This window comes from Arthrobacter woluwensis (assembly GCF_030816155.1).
GTDB lineage: Bacteria > Actinomycetota > Actinomycetes > Actinomycetales > Micrococcaceae > Arthrobacter_E > Arthrobacter_E woluwensis_A.
Genome location: NZ_JAUSXR010000001.1, coordinates 1,192,409 through 1,212,023 on the forward strand (window position 1 = coordinate 1,192,409; position 19,615 = coordinate 1,212,023).

The following is a 19,615-nucleotide window of genomic DNA, read 5'->3' on the forward strand; positions in this document are numbered from 1 at the left end:
CTTGGCCAGTTCGGACATGTTCGGGTAAAAGTGCCAAACGCCTGCGACGTGAGGTACGGACAATTCCCCCCGCCGCCAGCCTAATCTGTATCCGAGATCGCAGACGCTCGTCGGAAGCCCGCGCGAATCGTTACCCAAGGTCCGGATCCAGTCGAGTCCGATATGATTCCGCACATGGAACCAATCGCGGCCACCGCAGCTGCCATCGGACTGATCAATGCTGGAGTGACCCCTACTAAGACCACCACAAGCGCGGTCGCTAAAACCGTGCAGCGTCTAAGACTGGCCGGAACCTACGATCCACAATGGTTAGTCCTCGACCCTTCTCTAAGTGGTGGGTTGACCAGTTCGGAGATCTCGGATCTGAGCAGTTTTCTTCGATCAGACGAGATGAAACCGGTGCTCGCCTTCTCGGCAATTTCAATCATGTACGACCGACAGATCAACCAGCCGGAAATGATCGCCACGGCAAAAGAGCTGATTCGAAACCAAATTAGGGCCTGGAGAGTCACTCCAAGGCCAAGTGGGCTAGAAGTCCAGATCTGATCTGGACTCATCTCGAAAAGCTGTATCGAGGTGCAATTTAGCATGGCGGATGGCGACGACGACATCGCCGACGAAGTCGAAGCATTCAATACTTTCATGGATAGTCCGATAAGTGCAAAGCAACAAGAGTCCATTTATACAGCATTTACGGACCGACTAATCGGCATAGGAACCGACGTCTCCAGACTTCAGGTCGCACTGCGCACGGCTGATGATCTAGCTATCGCAATATCGGCCCGTGGCATTGGAACGATAATTGACCACGCAACGACTCCTAGAGAGGTGAGCTTTAAGCACCAGTACGTCGATCGAGATCTTAAAATCGTAGAATCGGGCCAGACGAGACCTTCCGACACGCTAGTCACCACTGGTAGGCCTTTCCGGGCAGTCCTCATCGGACCACCCGGGGCAGGTAAAAGTACGTTTGTGAAGTATTTAGTTGATGCCCTTGCGGACCCCTCACTTAGGGATACTCCTATACCAAGCGTAATTGTCCCTTGCCGGGAGTATAATCGGCTCGGATGGTCCACGCAATTGGCCGAGTTTGCCTCCAAGCAAATCAGTATATCGACTGCAGTTGACGTAGATCAAAGGACTTTCGAGGATATTCTTCTTTTCGGGAAGGTCGCAGTGATATTCGATGGTTTGGATGAGATTACGGATTTGAGCCGGCGTAGTGAGATGGTTAGGCGCATTACTGTATTCAGGAATGCCTATCCGACTGCCTCTGTACTGGTCACCTCGAGAGAGGTTGGATACTCGCACGCCCCGTTGGATAGGCAACTTTTCCCCGAAGTCAAGCTCGAGGAGTTCAATGAGGGGCAGATCGAAGAATATGCATCCAAGTGGTTTTCCGGGTATGGGCGAAGTGAACTTGTGGATTCGTTCATGCGCGAGTCTCAAACGCTTGCGGATCTGAGGCGTAATCCACTTTTGTTGTCACTTGTGTGCCTACTTTACAAGGAGAGCGGAAATATCCCTGCAAGTCGCCGTGGGATCTACCGACAATGTGCGGATCTGCTTTTCCATCGCTGGGACGCTCATCGACAGATCGCACAGCACGAATCTATGCCTGAGTTCGGCGATAGAATAATGCAAGAAATTGCTACTTGGTTCTACAAGTTCCCGACAACCCAAACCGGCGTTGAAGAACGCCAAATAGTGAGGGTCGTGGCCGCCTATATGAGGGACAATATTGGATTCCTCGAGAACCGAGCTGAGTCGGTGGCGACAGACTTCGTCAAGTTCTGTGCTGATCGTGCTTGGCTTTTGAGCGTGATAGGCGTCTCAGAGCGGGGGGAACGGTTATTTTCGTTCGTCCACCGTACCTTCTTCGAATTTTTTACTGCCGAATCATTCGCCAGACAAGCAGCAGACTCCGCCGCTGCGGCAAAGTTCCTCATCGAGGCATACAATCGAGACCAGACATCCGTCGTTCCCGAACTGTTAGTTCAGAGTTTTGACTTCTATAAGGACCGGGGCGCGACAAACCTCTACATAGAGCTTTGCGCTCGGGCGCCAGTCCCTCTATTGATGCGACTTCTTCAAGGAATCGCAATTGCGCCCCATGCTTTGACGGCGGGATTTGATAGGTTTTGTCGGGAGGTCGAGTCTCGTCGGAATGGCGTCCCCTATTTTCCGGAGGATAATTTCGATTCGCTTATCCAACTCGGTCCTATTGCTAGAGAGTTCTTCGTGGACCGCTATCTTTTCTCAGATGATGGTAACCGTGTTCGCGAGACGTTTCTCGCAAGCTGGGCTGCTGTCATTCTGAGCGGTTCGCCTGCCATTGGTATGTCCTCTTGGGATGAAGTTGTGGGCAGGATGCTTGTTGAGTACCGACACGAAGTTGAAGGCTCGCCGGCCGAGGTAGTGTCTAACTGGCGTGCACTAATGGGCTTAGAGGCTTCGGACCGAAGTAGCTTGGATCCCTTGCACTTTGTTGGAATTTTTGGTCCATATGGTCAGGCAATCGGGACTGTCGGATGGGCGATCCTTTCGGTCTTCGGTGACGGTCAGATGATTTCACTAAATTCGAGTTTGATCGATGCGATAGACTCCGTGCATTGCCGTGTCGAGAGTGATGCTCTTCTTCCTGTATCTCGAATGGGATTGATCAGCTCGGGGCTGGGTAACTATATAGGTGAGGGCTGGAGTGTCCCTGTTCAGATGGATCCGGTGGTGATTAAGCTCTACGAGATACTGGGCTTGCTCGCGCTGGCGCTCCACGATTTTCGAGGTAGTTCCGAGTACAGGTCCATCTCACACCTTTGGCCGGGCAAAGGGCTCATCGGCGTCGTAGACGCTAGAGAAGCCGTCGGTCGCCCCGTTCACGGTCGCAGAATGAGCGAGATTAGTGACGTGTTCAGAGTCTTACCGACGCGCTGTCAGGACTGGGCGGCGGGCAAGTGTGCTCTGACTCAGAGTCCCTAGGATTGTCAGCTTACCCGCTTTAGTTTGTGCGCGCGGTCGTGGGCCAACATTTGTGTGGAGTCTGCTTCGTGCGTCGCGATTGAGTTTTCCGCGTGTTGGCTCCTGCGTGGTTTTTCTGACCTGATTGTGTAGGAGCTTGGTGAATTCGAGCGGGCTATTGAGAGATGCAGTTTGGCTGGTCCTTTGTAGCTTTTTGAGGGGGGGCAACTTCGGGCAATCCTAGGGATCTATTGTATGAGCCTAGACTCCGGTTGTGCGGCTGATGGTTCAACGTATTAGATGTGCGGAGGCGCAGGCTTCCGGTGGGCGTCCCTGGCTTTGGTTGGAAGCCTTCCGAGTTTAGCTTGGGTCGAATTCGACAATCATCGACTTTTGGTAACGGGAGATTTCCCATAATCGTCGATCAGTGACTTTCACCGCACCTCCACATCCTCAAACACCAGGAACGTCTGCGTATCCAGCACCTCGGGCATGTTCTGCAGTTGGTCGAACACGACTCGCCTCAGGTCCGCGTTATCAACGGCTCGCACCAGCAAGATCACGTCGAAGTCCCCGCCCACCAGCGCCACGTGGTGGACCTCGGGGATGTCGCTGAGCTTCGCTCGTAACTCCCGCCACGAGTGCTGGCGGACCTTGAGGGTCACGTAGGCGCTCGAGCGGAGGCCGGCCTTGAGCGGGTCGATCTTGGTGGTGAAGCCTGTGATGATGCCCTGGTCCTGCAGTTTCGCGATGCGGTTGTAGGCGTGTGCCCGGGAGACGTGCACCTTCTCCGCGATCGTCGTCACCGATTGGCGGGCATCCTCCGTGAGCAGCGCGAGAATGGCGCGGTCCACTTCGTCCACGGGACCTCCTGTGATTCAGCTCATATTCGACGTTCCGTCTACAAGATACTCACTTTCGAATCCACATTTCCAGGATTCCGCCGATTCGTGGATACGAAACGATCCTCCGGGCCATACTGATCCCAACACATCGCTGTCAGGACCATGCTGCAAGGAGGCATCATGACCATTTCCGTCAGCCCGCCCGGAGGCGGCTGGTCCGCCGAGGACACAGGCGCCGCAGACGGCGCGGCGACCCCGCAAGCCTCGCCGCAGGGCGTTCCACAGACCGTCTCGCCACAGGCCACCTCACCACAAGCCACCGCACCGCAAACCACGAGCCTCCAAGAAGCTGTCCAGAATTTCGGCATCAGCATTGAGGACTACCTGCTCCCGGTCCACGGCCAGATCCAGATCCTCGCCGAGGACGGGACCATGCTCCCCGAGGACCGGCGAGGTTCCAGCCCCGGCCACCAGTACCCCGTCCCCGCGGACGAGGAACTCCTCGAGGCGTACCGCCGGCTCGTCGTCGGGCGCAGGGTGAACGACCAGAACTCGGCGCTCGTCCGCCAGGGCCGCCTCGCCGTCTACCCGTCGAGCCACGGCCAGGAGGCCTGCCAGGTCGCGGCGGCGTTGTGCCTGGCCAGCCAAGACTGGATGTTCCCCACCTACCGCGACGCCGTCGCGGTCATGACGCGCGGCGTCGACCCGGTGGAGGTCATGACCATCTTCCGCGGCGACTGGCACGGCGGCTACGACCCGCACGCCCACCATGTCGGCATCCAGAGCACCCCGCTCACCACGCAGTTGCTGCACGCGGTCGGCGTCGCGCACGCCGCGAAGCTCCGCGGCGAGGACACGGTCGTTCTCGCGATGTGCGGCGACGGCGCCACGAGCGAGGGGGACTTCCACGAGGCCCTCAACTTCGCCGCCGTCTTCCGCCTGCCGGTCGTGTTCTTCGTGCAGAACAACCAGTACGCCATCTCGGTGCCGCTCGCGCACCAGACCGCGGCGCCGTCGCTCGCGCACAAGGCCGTCGGCTACGGCATGGCGGGGGAGCGGGTCGACGGCAATGACCTGGTCGCGCTCCTGGCCGTCCTCGACCGCGCCGTCACCCTGGCGCGCTCCGGTTCCGGCCCGCTCCTGGTCGAGGCGAACACCTACCGCATGCAGGCCCACACCAACGCGGACGACGCCACCCGCTACCGCAACCAGGCCGAGGTCGAGGCATGGGCGGCCAAGGACCCGCTCAACCGCATGCGCCACTACCTCCGCGCAGCCGGGCAGCTCACCGACGACGTCGAGGCCGCCTTCGCGCACGACGCCGAGCAGGTGGCGCAGCGGCTCCGCGAGGGGCTGAGTGCGGAGCCCGACATCGACCCGCAGGACCTCTTCCGCTACGTCTTCACCGAGCCCACCCCGCAGCTGCGCGAACAGGCCGCCTTCCTGGCTGACGAGCTCGCGCGCGACGCCGAGGGCGCCGCCGCCGGCACAGACACCGCCGACACCCGAGAGGAGCGCTGAGATGAGCACCGTCGCAGAAGCGGCAGCGGCCCGGGCGGCCGCCACCGCCGGGCCGTCTGTTGAAGGACACAGCCCCGTGACCTTCGCCAAGGCCCTCACCACCGCCATGGCGGACGCGATGCGCGCCGACCCCGGCGTCGTCGTGTTCGGGGAGGATGTGGCCACGCTGGGCGGCGTCTTCCGCATCACCGACGGACTCCAGAAGGAGTTCGGCGAGCAGCGCTGCTTCGACACGCCGCTGGCGGAATCCGGGATCGTCGGCATGGCACTCGGCATGGCCATGAACGGCCTCCGCCCGGTGATCGAGATGCAGTTCGACGCCTTCGCGTACCCGGCGTTCGAGCAGATCGCGAGCCACGTCGCCAAGATGCACAACCGCACTCGCGGACGCATCACGCTGCCGCTCGTCATCCGGGTGCCGTACGCGGGCGGCATCGGCGGCGTCGAGCACCATTGCGACTCCTCCGAGGCGTACTACGCCCACACACCGGGGCTCAAGGTCTTCACGCCGTCGAGCGTCGCGGACGCGTACCTCCTCCTGCGCGAGGCCATCGCAAGCGAGGACCCTGTGGTGTTCATGGAGCCCAAGAAGCTGTACTGGTCCAAAGAATCGGTGGACCTGGACGCGCTGCGGGAGGCGTTCGAAGGCGCTGCGTCAGAGGGCACCGGTGCGTCGGCCGGCGTCCGCGAAGAGGGCCGGGCCGCCGTCGTGCGTCCGGGAACCGACGCGACGATCATCGCCTACGGCCCCGCCGTCCCGCCCGCGCTCGCCGCGGCCGAAGCGGCGGCTGCCGAGGGACGGAGCGTGGAGGTCGTCGACGTGCGGACCATCGTCCCGTTCGACGACGAGACCATCAGCGCCTCGGTCCGCAAGACCGGGCGGGTCGTGGTGGTCGCGGAGGCGCAGGGCTTCGCGTCCGTCGCCTCGGAGATCACCGCGCGCGTCCAGGAACGCTGCTTTCACTCGCTCGCCGCGCCGATCCGCCGCGTCACCGGCTTCGACATCCCGTACCCGGCGCCGAAATTCGAGCACTGGTACCTGCCCGGCGTCGACCGCATCCTCGACGCCCTCGACGAACTGCAGTGGGAGGACTGATGAGCCGCGAGTTTCTGCTGCCCGATCTGGGGGAGGGCCTGACCGAGGCGGAGCTGGTCCGCTGGCTGGTCGCCGTCGGGGACAGCGTCACGATCGACCAGCCCGTGGCCGAGGTCGAGACCGCGAAGGCCGTGGTCGAGGTGCCGTCACCGTTCGCGGGGACGGTCGCCGTGCTGCACGGCGCGGAAGGCGAGACGCTCGACGTCGGCAAGCCGCTCATCAGCATCGACGAGGGCGGGGCGTCGGCCGCGCCGGTCGTGGAGACGGCCTCTGACTATCGCACCGAGGAGCGTGCCGGCTCCGGCAACGTCCTCATCGGCTACGGCACCTCGGGATCGACCGACGGCGGCCGGTCCCGCAGGCGGAAAACCGCGGCTCCCGCGCGGCTCGCCTCAGCCCGGGAGACACCGCGGATCTCGCCGCCTCCGGTGGAGCGCGAGTCCGTGGACGCCGTCCGCGTCGTCTCCCCGCTGGTCCGCAAGCTGGCCCGGGACCTCGGCGTCGCATTGCACGCCCTCGACGGTTCCGGCCCCGACGGGCTGATCCTGCGTCGGGACGTCGAGCAGGCGTCGGCTGGTTCGTCGGCGGCGGCCAGTGCAGCGGCCACCGCCACGGCAGCCTCCGCCACGACGGTCAACGCCGTGGGCGAGGGCACCGCCAGCACCGCCGCGCCGACCGACCCCTCGACCGGCCTGCCGATCGCCGCTCGCACGCCGCTGCGGGGGATGCGGCGCACGATCGCCCAGGCGATGGTCCGCAGCCGCACCGAGATCCCCGAGGCGACGGTCTGGGTGGATGTCGACGCGACGGAACTTGTCGAGCTCCGTGCCGGTCTCAAGCGGCGCGACCCGGAGAACGCGCCGAGTCTGCTGGCGTTCATCGCGCGGTTCGTGCTGGCCGGGCTGGCGAAGTATCCCGAGCTGAACACCCGGATCGAGACGGCGGAGGACGGCGGCCAGGAGATCGTCTCCTTCCACGGCGTGAACCTCGGGTTCGCGGCCCAGACCGACCGCGGACTCGTGGTGCCCAGCATCCGGGCCGCCCATCGCCTGAGCGCCCGCGCCCTGGACGGCGAGCTGAAGCGGCTGACCGGCGTCGCGCGTGAAGGGAAGGCGAGTCCCGCCGACCTCTCCGGCAGCACGTTCACCCTCAACAACTACGGGGTGTTCGGCGTGGACGGCAGCGCGGCGATCATCAACCACCCCGAAGCGGCGATCCTGGGCGTCGGGCGGATCATCGACCGACCGTGGGTGGTCGACGGGGCGCTCGCGGTGCGGAAGGTCGTGGAGCTCTCGCTCGTGTTCGACCACCGGGTGTGCGACGGCGGCACGGCCGGCGGCTTCCTGCGGTACGTCGCGGACGCGATCGAGAGCCCGGGCACGGTCCTGGCGGACCTGTAAGGGCACCGCTAAGGGGTCCTGCCTCGCGTTGCGTGCTCAGTTGTTGCGGGTCTAGACGGCGAATACCCGCAATAACTGAGCACGCAACGGAAGGAGCTCTGTACTGCGACTCTCAGTACAGCGCCCCTCAGTATTTGGAGATCGTGGTGTAGTACGGCGGAGTCGACGACTTCTTCTCCACGTAGCAACCGGCGTCGTAGGCGGCCTGCCAGGCGGCATTCTTCGCCGCTCCGACGTCGGAGTAGGAGAAATTGACCTGACCGGCGTAGCTGCAGAGCTGGTTCCACGTCTTGGCGCCGACGATGCCGTCCGAGGTGAGGTACGTCCATTGCTGGAAGCGGCGGACGTTGGTCTCCGTGTTGGCGCCGAAGCTGTTGTCCACCGTGAGGCTGTATCCGCCGTACTGGGAGCCGTACGCGGCCCTGATGCCGTTCAGCATCCGCTGGATGTGGCCGACGCAGGTGGCATACCCGCCGCGAGAGTACTGGTAGGCGGTGCACCCCTTGCCGGTGGTGCCGCTGTAAGCATTGGCCGCTCCGACCGGACTGGCGGACATCAGTCCGGCGAGCGCGAATGCGGCAGCGCCCGCAGCGAGACCCTTTTTGATCCTCATCATGATCCTCCCTGATCCGAGCGGACGTGCCCGCTCCGTGGGGTCAGACTAATGCCTGAATCGCCGGCCGTCACGGGTTCCTCCGAGGAAACCGGCACGTTACTGGTTGGTTGGATTGGGTGGACTGGACGGGTTGGACTGCCAGGTCTTCGCGCCGCCGTAGCAGTCGGAAACACAAGCGGGCGTGACTCCGCACGCCCGTAGTCTGGTGCCATGCCTCGTTTCGCGCTCGACATCGACTCCGTGCCCCGCCCCGTCCGAGCCCAGGCGCTCCTGGACGCCGTGAACCAGCGGGTGGTCATCGCGGACGGAGCCATGGGCACCATGCTGCAGGGCCGCGAGCTGTCCCTGGACACCGATTTCCAGGGCCTGGAGGGCTGTAACGAGATCCTCAACGACACCCGCCCCGACGTCATCGCGGACATCCACGACGCCTACTTCGCGGTCGGCATCGACGCCGTGGAGACCAACACCTTCGGCGCGAACTGGTCGAACCTCTCGGACTACGGCATCGATGACCGGATCGAGGAACTGGCCCGCAAGGGTGCGGCGATCGCCCGCGAACGTGCGGAGGGGGCGGAGGCCCAGGACGGCCGGATGCGCTGGGTGCTCGGGTCCATGGGTCCCGGCACGAAGCTCCCGAGCCTCGGCCACACCAGCTACGACCACCTCAAGCAGACCTTCGCGCTGCAGGCGGAGGGACTCATCGACGGCGGCGCGGACGCGTTCCTGATCGAGACCAGCCAGGACCTGCTCCAGACCAAGTCCGCGGTCAACGGCTGCAAGCAGGCGATCGTCAACCGCGGCGTCCGCCTCCCGATCTTCGTGGAGGTGACGGTCGAGACCACGGGCACCATGCTCATGGGCTCGGAGATCGGCGCCGCCCTCACCGCGCTGGAACCACTCGGCGTCGACGCGATCGGCCTGAACTGCGCCACCGGGCCGGAGGAGATGAGCGAGCACCTCCGGCACCTCTCCAAGCAGTCCACCGTGGCGATCGCCTGCATGCCCAACGCCGGTCTGCCGGTCCTCGGCGCCAACGGGGCACACTATCCGCTGACTCCCGCTGAGCTGGCCACCGCCCACGAGCAGTTCGTGCGTGAGTTCGGCCTGGGCCTGGTGGGCGGCTGTTGCGGCACGACGCCGGAGCACCTGGCCGCCGTCGTCGAGCGCTTGGCGCCCTTCCGTCAGCCTGGCGCGGGCGGGCGCACGCCGAGCGAGCAGGACGCTGGCATCGCCTCGCTGTACCAGCACGTCTCCTTCGACCAGGACTCCTCCTACCTGGCGATCGGGGAGCGCACCAACGCCAACGGCTCCAAGGCGTTCCGCCAGGCCATGCTGGACGAGCGCTGGGATGACTGCGTGGACATCGCGCGGGAGCAGATCCGCGTGGGCGCGCACCTCCTGGATGTCTGCGTGGACTATGTGGGGCGCGACGGCGTGGCGGACATCCAGCAGGTCGTGTCCCGTTTCGCCTCGGCCTCCACCCTCCCGCTCGTCATCGACTCGACGGAACCGCCCGTGCTGAGGGCGGGGCTGGAACTGATCGGCGGCCGCCCCGTCATCAACTCCGTCAACTACGAGGACGGCGACGGGCCGGACAGCCGTTTCGCCCGCATCATGCCGCTCGTGAAGGAGCACGGCACGGCCGTCATCGCGCTGACCATCGACGAGGAGGGGCAGGCCCGCACCACCGAGGGCAAGGTCGCGATCGCGTCGCGTCTCGTGGACTCGCTCGTGGGTGAATGGGGGATGAAGGTCGAGGACATCATCGTCGACGCGCTCACTTTCCCGATCGCCACGGGCCAGGAGGAGACGCGTCGCGACGGCATCGAGACCATCGAGGCGATCCGCCAGATCACCGCGAAGTACCCCGGCATCCACACGACCCTCGGCGTCTCCAACGTCTCCTTCGGCCTCAACCCGGCGGCGCGCATGGCCCTGAACTCGGTGTTTCTCCACGAGGCCGTCCAGGCAGGCCTCTCCAGCGGCATCATCGACGCCGCCAAGATCGTCCCGCTCGCGTCCCTCCCCGAGGAGCAGCGTAAGGTCGCGCTGGACCTCGTGTGGGACCGCCGTGAATACGACGCTGACGGCAACGTCACCTACGACCCCCTCGCGACGATGCTGGACCTGTTCGCCGGCGTCGACACCGCGGCGCTGCGTGACCAGCGCGCCGCGGAACTCGCCGCGCTGCCCACGGGTGAGCGGCTCCAGCGCCGCATCATCGACGGCGAGGGCAAGGGCCTCGAGGCGGACCTCGACCTCGCTCGGGCCGAGGGTATGACCCCGCTCGGCATCATCAACGACCACCTCCTGGAAGGCATGAAGGTGGTGGGTGAGCGGTTCGGCGCGGGCGAGATGCAGCTGCCGTTCGTGCTCCAGTCCGCCGAGGTCATGAAGAACGCGGTGGCCCTCCTGGAACCGCACATGGAGAAATCCGACGCGTCCGGCAAGGGCACCATGGTGATCGCGACGGTGCGCGGTGATGTGCACGACATCGGCAAGAACCTCGTGGACATCATCCTCACCAACAACGGCTACAAGGTCATCAACCTCGGCATCAAGCAGCCCATCGCGGACATCATCGCCGCCGCCGAGGAACACGACGCGGACGTGATCGGCATGTCCGGCCTGCTCGTGAAGTCGACCGTGGTCATGAAGGAGAACCTCGAGGAGCTCCAGTCGCGGGGCCTGGCCAAGAAGTGGCCCATCATCCTGGGTGGTGCGGCGCTGACCCGCACCTATGTCGAGGACGATCTGGCCGGGATGTTCGAAGGTCAGGTCCGGTACGCCAAGGACGCGTTCGAGGGGCTGGCCCTCATGGAGCCGCTCGTGCGGGTCGCCCGCGGTGAGGATCCGAAAGCGGTCGGCCTTCCGGCGCTGAAGAAGCGCATCCACCGCGCGGGCGGCGGGCTCACGCTCACCGAGCCGGACGCCATGCCGGGCCGCTCCGACGTCGCGACGGACAACGCGGTGCCCGCCCCGCCGTTCTGGGGCACCCGGATCGTGCGCGGCGTCGCGCTCGCGGACTTCGCGGCGTTCCTCGACGAGCGCGCTACCTTCATGGGGCAGTGGGGCCTCAAGCCCGGCCGCGGCGAGGGAGGCGCGAGCTACGAGGAACTCGTGGAGCGCGAGGGCCGTCCGCGGCTGCGCTACTGGCTGGACCGGATCCTGGCGGAGGGGATGATCGACCCGTCGATCGCCTACGGGTACTTCCCGGTGGTCGCCGAGGGTGACCAGGTGGTCGTGCTGCACCACGGTGAGGACCCCGACGGCGTGCTGGGCGTCCCCGGCTTGCTGGCCCCCGACGGCGGCTCGGGCGGGCCGATCGGCACCGAACGCCTGCGCTTCGACTTCCCGCGGCAGCGCCGGGACCGCCACCTGTGTCTCGCGGACTTCGTGCGGTCCCGGGGATCCGGCCAGGTGGACGTGCTGCCCGTGCAGCTCGTCACGGCCGGCGCGAAGATCGACGAGTTCACGGCCAAGATGTTCGCCGCGAACCAGTACCGCGACTACTACGAGGTCCACGGCCTGGTCATGCAGCTCACCGAGGCGCTGGCCGAGTTCTGGCACTCCCGGATCCGTGAAGAGCTGGGCTTCGCCTCCGAAGAGCCTGCCGACAAGGAGGGCCTGTTCAAGCTGGACTACCGCGGCGCCCGCTTCTCGCTCGGTTACCCGGCCTGCCCGGACATGGAGGACCGTCGCAAGGTGATGGAACTCCTGCACGCCGAACGCATGGGCGTGATTCTGAGCGATGAGCTCATGCTTCACCCCGAGCAGTCCACGGACGCGTTCGTGTTCCACCACCCGGAGGCGAAGTACTTCAAGGTGTGAGGCTCAACCGCCCGGTACGGTCCTCGGACGCCGTGCCGGGGCGGGAGCCATGTCGGTGCCGGTGTGCCGTGACGGGTTTCGCGCGCCGGAGCGCGGCGAGCACCGCCCGGCCCACGACGGCGATCCCCACCACCGTGGTGACGGCCCGCAGGGTGTCCCAGCCCGCCGTCGACGTCAGCAGGGAGTAGAGCAGGAAGCTGCGGAGGTTGTCGAGCAGCGGGGCGCCCGGCAGGTACGAGATGCCCGTCCCGGCGCCCACTGCGAACGGCCAGAACCACAGATTCGTCAGCAGGCCGAAGAGGTACGACGCGACCACGCCGTACACCCCGAGCATCCACAGCTCCGCGACGCCTCGGACCCGCCGGGGGAGCAGACCCGCGCCCGCCCCGACCCACGCGCACGCGAAGATCTGGAACGGCGTCCACGGGCCGATCCCGCCCCACACCGCGCTCGATAGGGCGATCGTCGCGGCGCCGAGCAGCAGCCCGAACCGCGCACCGTAGGCCCGGCCGGCCAGGATCAGCAGGATGAACACGGCCTCGACCCCGCCGACGCCGGTGCTCGCCACGCGGACCGTTGAACCGACCGCGGCCAGCACTCCCAGCAGGGCCACGGTGTGCGCCGATCTGACCGAGCCGTCCAGACAGATCACGACGGCGATCGCCGCCAACGGCGTGATCGCCAGGGCCGCATACGGGGTCGCCGCAGCGGCGTCCTCGGGCAGCGCCGTCGCCACCAAGGGCCAGCAGAAGGCGGCGAACGCCAGAAGGTTCGCCAGGAGCAGGGTGATGGCTTCGGTGCCGCGGGGAAGGAGGGGGCGCCAGGTGCGCCGGGTGCTCCGGCGGGGTCCGACAGGCCGTGAGGCGGACGGGAGTGGCTGGGCCCAGAGCTGATTCGTCGACGCCGGCTCCTCGTGTCCAAAGGACTGGCCCTCGTCTTCGCTTCCGGCCTCAGACGGCACCGGCGTGACGCCGTCGCGCATCGCCAGGATCCGCGCGCCGAGCCCGCGGGCGAAGTCGTGGTCGTGGGTCGCGAGGAGCACCGCGGCGCCCGCACCGGCAGCGGCCTCCAGCGCTGTGCCGACCGCTTCCCGGGCCGCAGGGTCCAGGCCGCGGGTCGGTTCGTCGATCAGGAGCACCCCGGGCTCGCCGAGGCTCTGCAGGGTGAGGGCGAGGATCCGGCGCTCGCCCGCGGAGAGATCGCGGGGGTGCTCGCGGGCGTCGGGGATCCGGCCGGCCGCGCGCAGCAGCCGGAGCCGGTCCCACGCGTCGCTTTCCACGACCTCGCCCGGTGCACGCCGCGCCGCGGCCCGGAGTTCGGCGCCGACGGTGTCGCGGGTGAAGAGGTCGTCGGAGGCGTCGGGCACGAGGGCGATCCGGACGCCGGCGCCGGCCACTGTGCCGCGGAGTTCCTTGTCCCGGTGTCTCCCGGAGAGCGCCAGCGCGACGAGGAAGGACGATTTCCCGGCGCCGTTAGGTCCGACGAGCGCCGTGATGCGGCCCCGGTGCAGGTCCAGTGAGGCGTCGCGGAGGAGGGTCTTCCCGTGGCGTGTGAGGGACAGGCCGGTGGCGGTGAGAAGAGGGTCGCCGTCGAGCCCGGCGCCCGGACCGGTCACGTTCTCGAACGGAGCGGCCTCCGCTGACCGAGCCGCGACGGATGCGGCACCCGGCGCCAGCACGCCGCCGTCGAGCGTCCACCAGGCGTCGGCCACGGAGACCAGCGCCCCGGCGCGGTGCTCCGCGACCAGGACGCACACCCCGTGGAGGTGGGCGAGCTCGCCGAGCACGGCGACGACGCGGCGCCGCGCGGACGTGTCCAGGTCGGCGAGCGGTTCGTCCACGAGCAGCAGCATCGGTTCCTGCACGACGGCGGCCGCGATGGCCACGAGGGTCGCCTCACCTGCGGACAAGGTCGGCAGATCGCGGTCCAGGAGCGCTTCGACGCCGACGGCCGCCGCAACGTCCAGCACCCGGGTACGCGCCGCCGGGCCGTGGACGCCGCGCAGTTCCAGGGCGAGGGCGATCTCGTCCCGGACCCGCGTGGTGGCGAACGCGGCGCGGGGATTCTGGAGCACCACGCCCACGAAGCCTGCGGTGTCGCGCGGCGGGACGCTCGCACGGTCGATGCCGGCGACGCGCACTGTGCCGTCGACGGTGCCGCCGTCTACGTGGGACAGCAGCCCGGCCAGGCCGCGCAGCACCGTGGATTTGCCGGAGCCGGTGGGGCCCGTGAGCACGGTCAGGGTCCCGGGCGCCGGCGCGAAAGCGGGAACGGTGATCGCCGTCCCGCCGATGCCGAATGTGGCGTGCTCAACGAGGACGGGCTCGGCCGGGCGGGCGCCCGCCGTAGGGCCGTACGCCGGCTGCACGCCGGCCCCGGCGAAGCCGCGCAGTTCCAGCGCGGCGGCCACGCGGCTCGCGTGCTCGAGGGTGCGTTCCAGGACCGGGACCAGGGCCCGCGCCCCGAACCGTTCACCGCGCAGGAGGCAGGCCAGCCGCACCGACCGGACCGCGTCCGCCAGCGCGGGCAGCGCGGCCCACGCCACCACGAGCATCCGGGCGGCCCCACGCAACGGGCCGCGGCGCGCGAGCATCGTGAACCCCCGGCCCACGTCGACCAGCGAGTTGAGCAGCGCGAACGCCAGGATGCCCGCCGCGATCGGGAGCGCTGACAGGACCGCTTCCCCGAGGCCGGACCCGGTGACGGGCCCCAGGAAGGTGACCGAGGAGTACGGCGCCGGCAGCGGGTAGGCCGGGAGGTCGAGGAGGACGATCCCGCCGTCGTCGGCCCCGTTGAAGAGGACGCGGTAGAGGACCCGCGCCACCACGAAGAAGGCGGCGAGGGCCGCCCCGGCGCGTAGCGGCGCGGGCCTGAAGGTCACGCCGCGGGTGCGGCCGGTGCGCCGTCGACGGTGAAGAGCAGTTCCAGGCTCTGGCCCGGACTGACCTTCAGCGTGGCGAGGCCCTCCTGCGCGTAAGCCCAGGCTCCCGTGGCCGGCTTGACCCAGAGGGACCAGTAGGCGAAGGCGGCGGGCATCTTCTGGCACGGCTCACGGTAGGTGCCGCCCTTGTGGGTGATGTCGAAGTCGGCGGCGGGGACGCCGTTGACGCGGCAGACCAGTTCCTTCGGGTAGGCGGTGGTGCCGACCGTCGTCACCTTAGCGTCCGCGAGGACCTTCGAGGCGGCAGTGGGGCCGCTGACCGGCACACAGACGGGCCCGACGTCGGCGGCGGACTGCTTCAGCGCGCCGGAGGACACGATCACCTTCACGCCGTCGCAGGGGCCGTCCGCGGCAGCGGAGGCCGACGGAACGCCCGAAGCGGTGGACGTCGTGGAAGCCGAACCCGACGAGGACGGCGCCGGGCTGGAACAGGCGCCCAGCGTGAGGACGAGGGCCGCGGCGGCGACAGCGCTCGCGGCGGCGGTGCGGAATGTAGTGGGAGTCACGTCACCAGGGTAGGGGGAGTGGGCCCGGGAAACGGAGGCCGTGGCGTTGTGTGACGAGGTCAGCGGGGTGCCGTACCGTCGTGGTGCGGAAGTTGTCCACAGAGGCCAACTCGTCTCTGTACCGTGCGGATGCACCCTTCTAACGTCGGATCATGAAATCGACCAGTCCGGGGGAACCTCATCCATGAACCAATCAGAAAATCCGGCCCGCCCGCCGGAAGAGGGAGGCTTCCCGTACTACCCGACATCCCACGATTCGGATGGCCCCGACAGTGGACTGCGGCTTAGATCCACCGCGCTCCTTTCGTGGGGCATCGCGGGAACGGTGTCGGGGGTCCTGGCAATGGCACTGAGCGTGGTGCTGGATATCGCCCGGCTGGGCTTGTACTTGGTGGGAGGCGGCGGTTCCTCACACGAATTCGACCAGCAGACCTTCGATTGGCACATGCTCACCGGGATACTTGCTGCCTTCGGCATCACGGCGTGCGGCTTCGGAGTCGTGGCGTTGATCGTGCGCGGCGCCAGAACTCGGTGAAGGTCGGCGGTGGCATCGCTGGCCACGGGCACGCGCTCAACCGCGGAAGACGCTGACGAACTCGTTCACCAGGGCGGAGCTCACCGGAGGGGTCACGACGCCGATCACCCGGTGCGCGGCGGGATGGTCGATGGGGACTTCCGCGACCTCGAGACCGGACCCGAGACCCGGCGGGAGGACGGAGACGCCGAGCCCGGCCGCAGCGAGTCCCCGGGCGTCACGTGTGTCGTCCACTTCGAAGGTCACGTTCGGCAGTTCACCGCGAGTGCCGAGGATCCGATGCACCGAGTCATACAGGCCGTAGCCGCGGCGCAGGATGATGAGGTCCTGGGTCTTCAGATCGTCCACCGTCACGGGCCTGCCGCGGTGGGCGAGCGGATGCTGCGGGCTCATGGCGGCCACGAGCGGCTCGGTGAAGAACTCCACGGTGCGCAGATCCTCCGCATGCGGCGGATCCGCGACGACGGCGAGATCCACCTCGCCGTCCCGTACCTGACGGATGCACGCGGCGCGCGAGCCGTGGCTGAGTTCGAAGCGCACCTTGGGGTGGCGTGTGGTCAGCCGCGCGATGGCCCGGGGCACGTAGGTCTCGCCGAGGACGTTCTGATACGCCACGGAGACCACGGCCTCCTCCTGGAGGCCGTGCGCCCGCGCGGCCGCGACGCCGTCCTCCACCCGCGCGAGGGCAGTCGCGGCCGCATCGGCCAGGATTCCGCCGGCCTCGGTCAACCGGACCCCTCGTCCGACGCGCTGGAGCAGCGGCACTCCCAGGAGGTCGCCGAGCCGGGCCAGCGATCGGCTCGCGGACGGCTGGGGCACCCCGAGTTCCTCGGCTGCAGCCGTCACGGAACCGGTCCGGGCGAGCTCCACGAGGACCGGCAGATGGGGCAGCAACTGGCGCACGAGATGTGGATTCATGTCCATGGTGGATGAGTCTAGGAGGAAATGACATTAGTCATAACCCCATTGCGTGAGTACCGTCGGAAGAGTGAGTCGTTCACCGTCCAAAACACCCGTCGTGAGGGCGTCCTCGCCCGACTCCACCGCCCACGGTGACGGTCGTGCGGATCCCCGGGACGGGCTCGGGGAGCAACGCAGATACCGTCGGATGATGGCGGCGCTCCTGGCCGCCGGCGTCGCGACGTTCGCCCAGCTGTATGCGATTCAGGGGGTGCTGCCGGGGATCGCCCGCGAGCTGTCGCTGAGTGCGTCCACGGCGGCGCTGAGCGTCTCGGCCGCCACCACCGGCCTCGCGGTGGGCGTGCTGCTCTGGGCCGCCGTCGCCGACCGGATCGGGCGGCTGCGGTGCATGCGGATCGCGGTGGCGGGGACCGTGGTGCTCGGACTGGCGACGGCCGTGGCGCCGGGCCTGGAACTCCTCCTCGGGCTGCGGTTCCTCACGGGGCTCGTGGTCGGTGGTGTCCCGGTGCTCGCCGTCGCTTATGTGTATGAGCAGCTGGCGGGGTCGCGGGCCGCGGTCGCCGCGACGGTGTACATCTCGGGGACCACGGTCGGGGGAGCGCTGGGGCGGCTCGTGGCCGGGCCGCTCGGGGCGTGGGCCGGATGGCGCAGTGCGCTGCTCGGCGTGGGACTCATGAGCTTGGCGGCCGCAGTGATCTTCCTCTGGCTCGCGCCTCGGGAGCGGGGGCCGCACGGCAGGGCGACGGGATCTTCCGCGCGAGGTGCGCGTTCACCCGGCACGCCCGGCCGTATCCGCCAGGCGCTGAAGCCGGCCCGGCTGAACGTGCTGTACGTGCAGGCTTTTCTGGTCACCGGCAGTTTCGTGGCGGTGTTCAACTTTCTGACGTTCCGGCTCGAAGCGGCGCCGTTCTTCCTGCCGGCGGCGCTCGTGTCCCTGGTGTTCCTGGCCTATTTCGCGGGGACGGCCTCTTCGCGGCTCGCCGGACGGTGGCTCAGCCGCCGTGGCTTCGCGTGGACCAGCCTGTGCGGCGTGCTCGCGATGATCGCCGGACTGGCGATCCTGCTGGTCGACCGTCTGCCCGCGATCATCGTGGGATTGCTGCTCTTCACCGCGGGGAATTTCATGTCCCATGCCGCGGCGGTCGCCACGGTCGGGGCCAGGGCGGGGGAAGCGTTCCGCGGCCAGGCCAGCGCGCTGTACAACATCGCCTTCTATCTGGGATCGTCTGTGCTCGGCTGGCTGCTGGGCCTGGCGTTCGACGGCGCGGGCTGGCTCGGGATGAGCTGCGGCATCGCCGGCGCGCTGCTCCTCGTCGTGGTCCTCAACGTGGTGGGGCTGCGGAGGGCGGCGGGCCGGGCGTAACCTACCTGGCCAGCTCACCCCGCCCGGGCCACCGGCCGTTCACCTCGCGGTACCGGATCGCCAGGAGCAACGGGGCGACGTCGAAGGTCCGGATGTTGAGGCTGAGCCGAGCGCCGTCGATCGAGGTGACGGTCAGGATCGGTTGCCCCTTCCGTTCCACCATGCGGTACGAGGCCAGGTCGCTGTACGGCACCACGTGCTCCGTGCCGAGAAACGTCCTGAACGCCACGTCGTCCGCGCCGGCCGCGACGTACCAGTTGCGATACAGCGCCAGGAACAGCACTCCGCCCATGAAGACCGCGAGCGAGGCGATCTGGAACCCGAGGGGGTTTTCGGCGTCGTCCGACGTGAAGGCCACCAGGCCCATCAGGAGGCCCACCGCCGCGAAGAGCCAGCCCACCACGGCGACGAGTTTCGGCATCCGGACGCGCTCGGGGAAGTCCTTCGCACGGTTCGGGTGCCGCCGCGCCCACCACACGATCGCCGCGATCAGCAGGGCTGCCGCGAGGAGGATCAGCGTTTTCAGCAGGATCGCCGTGGTCATGGGTCGATGGTACGCAGATATGGCCTGACAGGGCTCGGGCTGACCTGGCCTGGGCTGCTGGGACTTGGACTGCTCGGGCCTGGACCCGGCGGGCGGGATGCCGTGTACTGAACGCATGGAACACCGGCCCACCCGATTCGCCATCGACGCCGCGACCGCCAGCCGCATCATCGCCGAGGACCCCACGCTCGGAGCACGGCGGGCCCTGGTCGGCCCGGCCGTGCTCCGCAGCGAGGTGCTGTCCATGCTCTACCGTGAAGCCCACGCAGGACTCCTGGACGAGAAAGAGGCCCGAGCGCGGCTCACCGGTCTGGCGACCCTCAGGATCCGCCTGCTGGGGGACCGCGTCAGCCGCGCCACGGCATGGAGGATCGCCCGGCGGCTCGGCTGGGACGACGTCGGACCGGCGGAGTATCTCGCCGTGGCCTCCCTGCAGGCCGACGCCCTCGTGACCTCCGAGGAGCGTTTGATCGCCGCCGCGGACGGGATCATTCCGGTGTCCTCGTATGAGGACCTGCTCGCCTGACGCGTGGGT

15 protein-coding genes are annotated in these 19,615 nt (G+C 67.3%); 9 read left to right on the plus strand and 6 right to left on the minus strand.

Features of this window, described 5'->3' with window-relative positions; translation table 11 throughout:
• Nucleotides 1-174 precede the first annotated feature (174 nt).
• Both QFZ52_RS05325 and QFZ52_RS05330 read left to right on the plus strand, forming a co-directional pair.
• Nucleotides 175-546: a hypothetical protein gene (locus QFZ52_RS05325; RefSeq protein WP_307496585.1), complete on the plus strand. Its 372-nt coding sequence runs from the start codon at nucleotides 175-177 to the stop codon at nucleotides 544-546.
• A gap of 42 nt (nucleotides 547-588) precedes the next feature.
• Nucleotides 589-2,979, plus strand: coding sequence for an NACHT domain-containing protein (locus tag QFZ52_RS05330; protein ID WP_307496587.1), 2,391 nt, complete (start codon nucleotides 589-591; stop codon nucleotides 2,977-2,979).
• A gap of 413 nt (nucleotides 2,980-3,392) precedes the next feature.
• Here the strand turns inward: QFZ52_RS05330 and QFZ52_RS05335 are convergent, their stop codons facing one another.
• Nucleotides 3,393-3,821: an Lrp/AsnC family transcriptional regulator gene (locus QFZ52_RS05335; protein ID WP_373425628.1), complete on the minus strand. Its 429-nt coding sequence runs from the start codon at nucleotides 3,819-3,821 to the stop codon at nucleotides 3,393-3,395.
• Between the two features lie 162 nt (nucleotides 3,822-3,983).
• On the opposite strand from QFZ52_RS05335, the gene pdhA reads away from it, so the two are divergent.
• Genes pdhA through QFZ52_RS05350 form a run of 3 tightly spaced genes read left to right on the plus strand, consistent with a single transcriptional unit; the run spans nucleotide 3,984 to nucleotide 7,820 of the window.
• Complete coding sequence (gene pdhA / locus QFZ52_RS05340) at nucleotides 3,984-5,324, plus strand: pyruvate dehydrogenase (acetyl-transferring) E1 component subunit alpha (RefSeq protein ID WP_307496588.1); 1,341 nt, start codon at nucleotides 3,984-3,986, stop codon at nucleotides 5,322-5,324.
• A gap of 1 nt (nucleotide 5,325) precedes the next feature.
• Nucleotides 5,326-6,420, plus strand: coding sequence for an alpha-ketoacid dehydrogenase subunit beta (locus QFZ52_RS05345; RefSeq protein WP_307496589.1), 1,095 nt, complete (start codon nucleotides 5,326-5,328; stop codon nucleotides 6,418-6,420).
• Nucleotides 6,420-7,820, plus strand: coding sequence for a dihydrolipoamide acetyltransferase family protein (locus QFZ52_RS05350; protein WP_307496590.1), 1,401 nt, complete (start codon nucleotides 6,420-6,422; stop codon nucleotides 7,818-7,820). Before QFZ52_RS05345 ends, QFZ52_RS05350 begins: the two co-directional genes overlap by 1 nt.
• Before the next feature lie 127 nt (nucleotides 7,821-7,947).
• Here QFZ52_RS05350 and QFZ52_RS05355 read toward each other — a convergent pair whose 3' ends face one another.
• Nucleotides 7,948-8,436, minus strand: coding sequence for a peptidoglycan-binding domain-containing protein (locus tag QFZ52_RS05355; RefSeq protein WP_307496591.1), 489 nt, complete (start codon nucleotides 8,434-8,436; stop codon nucleotides 7,948-7,950).
• A 210-nt stretch (nucleotides 8,437-8,646) separates the two neighbouring features.
• Between QFZ52_RS05355 and metH the strand changes: the two genes are divergently transcribed.
• The gene (metH, locus tag QFZ52_RS05360) at nucleotides 8,647-12,270 is read left to right on the plus strand and encodes a methionine synthase (RefSeq protein ID WP_307496592.1); all 3,624 of its coding nucleotides are present in this window, start codon (nucleotides 8,647-8,649) and stop codon (nucleotides 12,268-12,270) included.
• On the opposite strand, the gene QFZ52_RS05365 is transcribed toward metH, so the two are convergent.
• Both QFZ52_RS05365 and QFZ52_RS05370 read right to left on the minus strand, forming a co-directional pair.
• Nucleotides 12,260-15,151 (minus strand): ATP-binding cassette domain-containing protein, encoded by a 2,892-nt coding sequence (locus tag QFZ52_RS05365; protein WP_307496593.1) that lies wholly within the window; start codon nucleotides 15,149-15,151, stop codon nucleotides 12,260-12,262. The two genes, metH and QFZ52_RS05365, sit on opposite strands and share 11 nt — an antisense overlap.
• Nucleotides 15,148-15,717 (minus strand): hypothetical protein, encoded by a 570-nt coding sequence (locus QFZ52_RS05370; protein ID WP_307496594.1) that lies wholly within the window; start codon nucleotides 15,715-15,717, stop codon nucleotides 15,148-15,150. Before QFZ52_RS05370 ends, QFZ52_RS05365 begins: the two co-directional genes overlap by 4 nt.
• Before the next feature lie 184 nt (nucleotides 15,718-15,901).
• Between QFZ52_RS05370 and QFZ52_RS05375 the strand changes: the two genes are divergently transcribed.
• A complete protein-coding gene (locus QFZ52_RS05375; protein ID WP_307496595.1) occupies nucleotides 15,902-16,252 on the plus strand; it encodes a hypothetical protein in 351 nt (116 codons plus the stop codon).
• Between the two features lie 36 nt (nucleotides 16,253-16,288).
• Here QFZ52_RS05375 and QFZ52_RS05380 read toward each other — a convergent pair whose 3' ends face one another.
• Complete coding sequence (locus tag QFZ52_RS05380; protein ID WP_307496596.1) at nucleotides 16,289-17,176, minus strand: LysR family transcriptional regulator; 888 nt, start codon at nucleotides 17,174-17,176, stop codon at nucleotides 16,289-16,291.
• Nucleotides 17,177-17,363: 187 nt separating this feature from the next.
• On the opposite strand from QFZ52_RS05380, the gene QFZ52_RS05385 reads away from it, so the two are divergent.
• Complete coding sequence (locus tag QFZ52_RS05385; RefSeq protein WP_307496597.1) at nucleotides 17,364-18,536, plus strand: MFS transporter; 1,173 nt, start codon at nucleotides 17,364-17,366, stop codon at nucleotides 18,534-18,536.
• A gap of 1 nt (nucleotide 18,537) precedes the next feature.
• Here the strand turns inward: QFZ52_RS05385 and QFZ52_RS05390 are convergent, their stop codons facing one another.
• A complete protein-coding gene (locus tag QFZ52_RS05390) occupies nucleotides 18,538-19,080 on the minus strand; it encodes a hypothetical protein (protein WP_307496598.1) in 543 nt (180 codons plus the stop codon).
• Nucleotides 19,081-19,195: 115 nt separating this feature from the next.
• Here QFZ52_RS05390 and QFZ52_RS05395 point away from each other — a divergent pair, with 115 nt between their 5' ends.
• Complete coding sequence (locus QFZ52_RS05395) at nucleotides 19,196-19,606, plus strand: hypothetical protein (protein ID WP_307496599.1); 411 nt, start codon at nucleotides 19,196-19,198, stop codon at nucleotides 19,604-19,606.
• Nucleotides 19,607-19,615: the final 9 nt, after the last annotated feature.

Coding starts and splice junctions, on each gene's coding strand:
- QFZ52_RS05325 (WP_307496585.1), top strand. CDS start 175: ATGGAACCAATCGCGGCCACCGCAGCTGCCATCGGACTGATCAATGCT.
- QFZ52_RS05330 (WP_307496587.1), top strand. CDS start 589: ATGGCGGATGGCGACGACGACATCGCCGACGAAGTCGAAGCATTCAAT.
- pdhA (WP_307496588.1), top strand. CDS start 3,984: ATGACCATTTCCGTCAGCCCGCCCGGAGGCGGCTGGTCCGCCGAGGAC.
- QFZ52_RS05345 (WP_307496589.1), top strand. CDS start 5,326: ATGAGCACCGTCGCAGAAGCGGCAGCGGCCCGGGCGGCCGCCACCGCC.
- QFZ52_RS05350 (WP_307496590.1), top strand. CDS start 6,420: ATGAGCCGCGAGTTTCTGCTGCCCGATCTGGGGGAGGGCCTGACCGAG.
- QFZ52_RS05355 (WP_307496591.1), bottom strand. CDS start 8,436: ATGATGAGGATCAAAAAGGGTCTCGCTGCGGGCGCTGCCGCATTCGCG.
- metH (WP_307496592.1), top strand. CDS start 8,647: ATGCCTCGTTTCGCGCTCGACATCGACTCCGTGCCCCGCCCCGTCCGA.
- QFZ52_RS05375 (WP_307496595.1), top strand. CDS start 15,902: ATGAACCAATCAGAAAATCCGGCCCGCCCGCCGGAAGAGGGAGGCTTC.
- QFZ52_RS05380 (WP_307496596.1), bottom strand. CDS start 17,176: ATGGACATGAATCCACATCTCGTGCGCCAGTTGCTGCCCCATCTGCCG.
- QFZ52_RS05385 (WP_307496597.1), top strand. CDS start 17,364: ATGGCGGCGCTCCTGGCCGCCGGCGTCGCGACGTTCGCCCAGCTGTAT.
- QFZ52_RS05390 (WP_307496598.1), bottom strand. CDS start 19,080: ATGACCACGGCGATCCTGCTGAAAACGCTGATCCTCCTCGCGGCAGCC.
- QFZ52_RS05395 (WP_307496599.1), top strand. CDS start 19,196: ATGGAACACCGGCCCACCCGATTCGCCATCGACGCCGCGACCGCCAGC.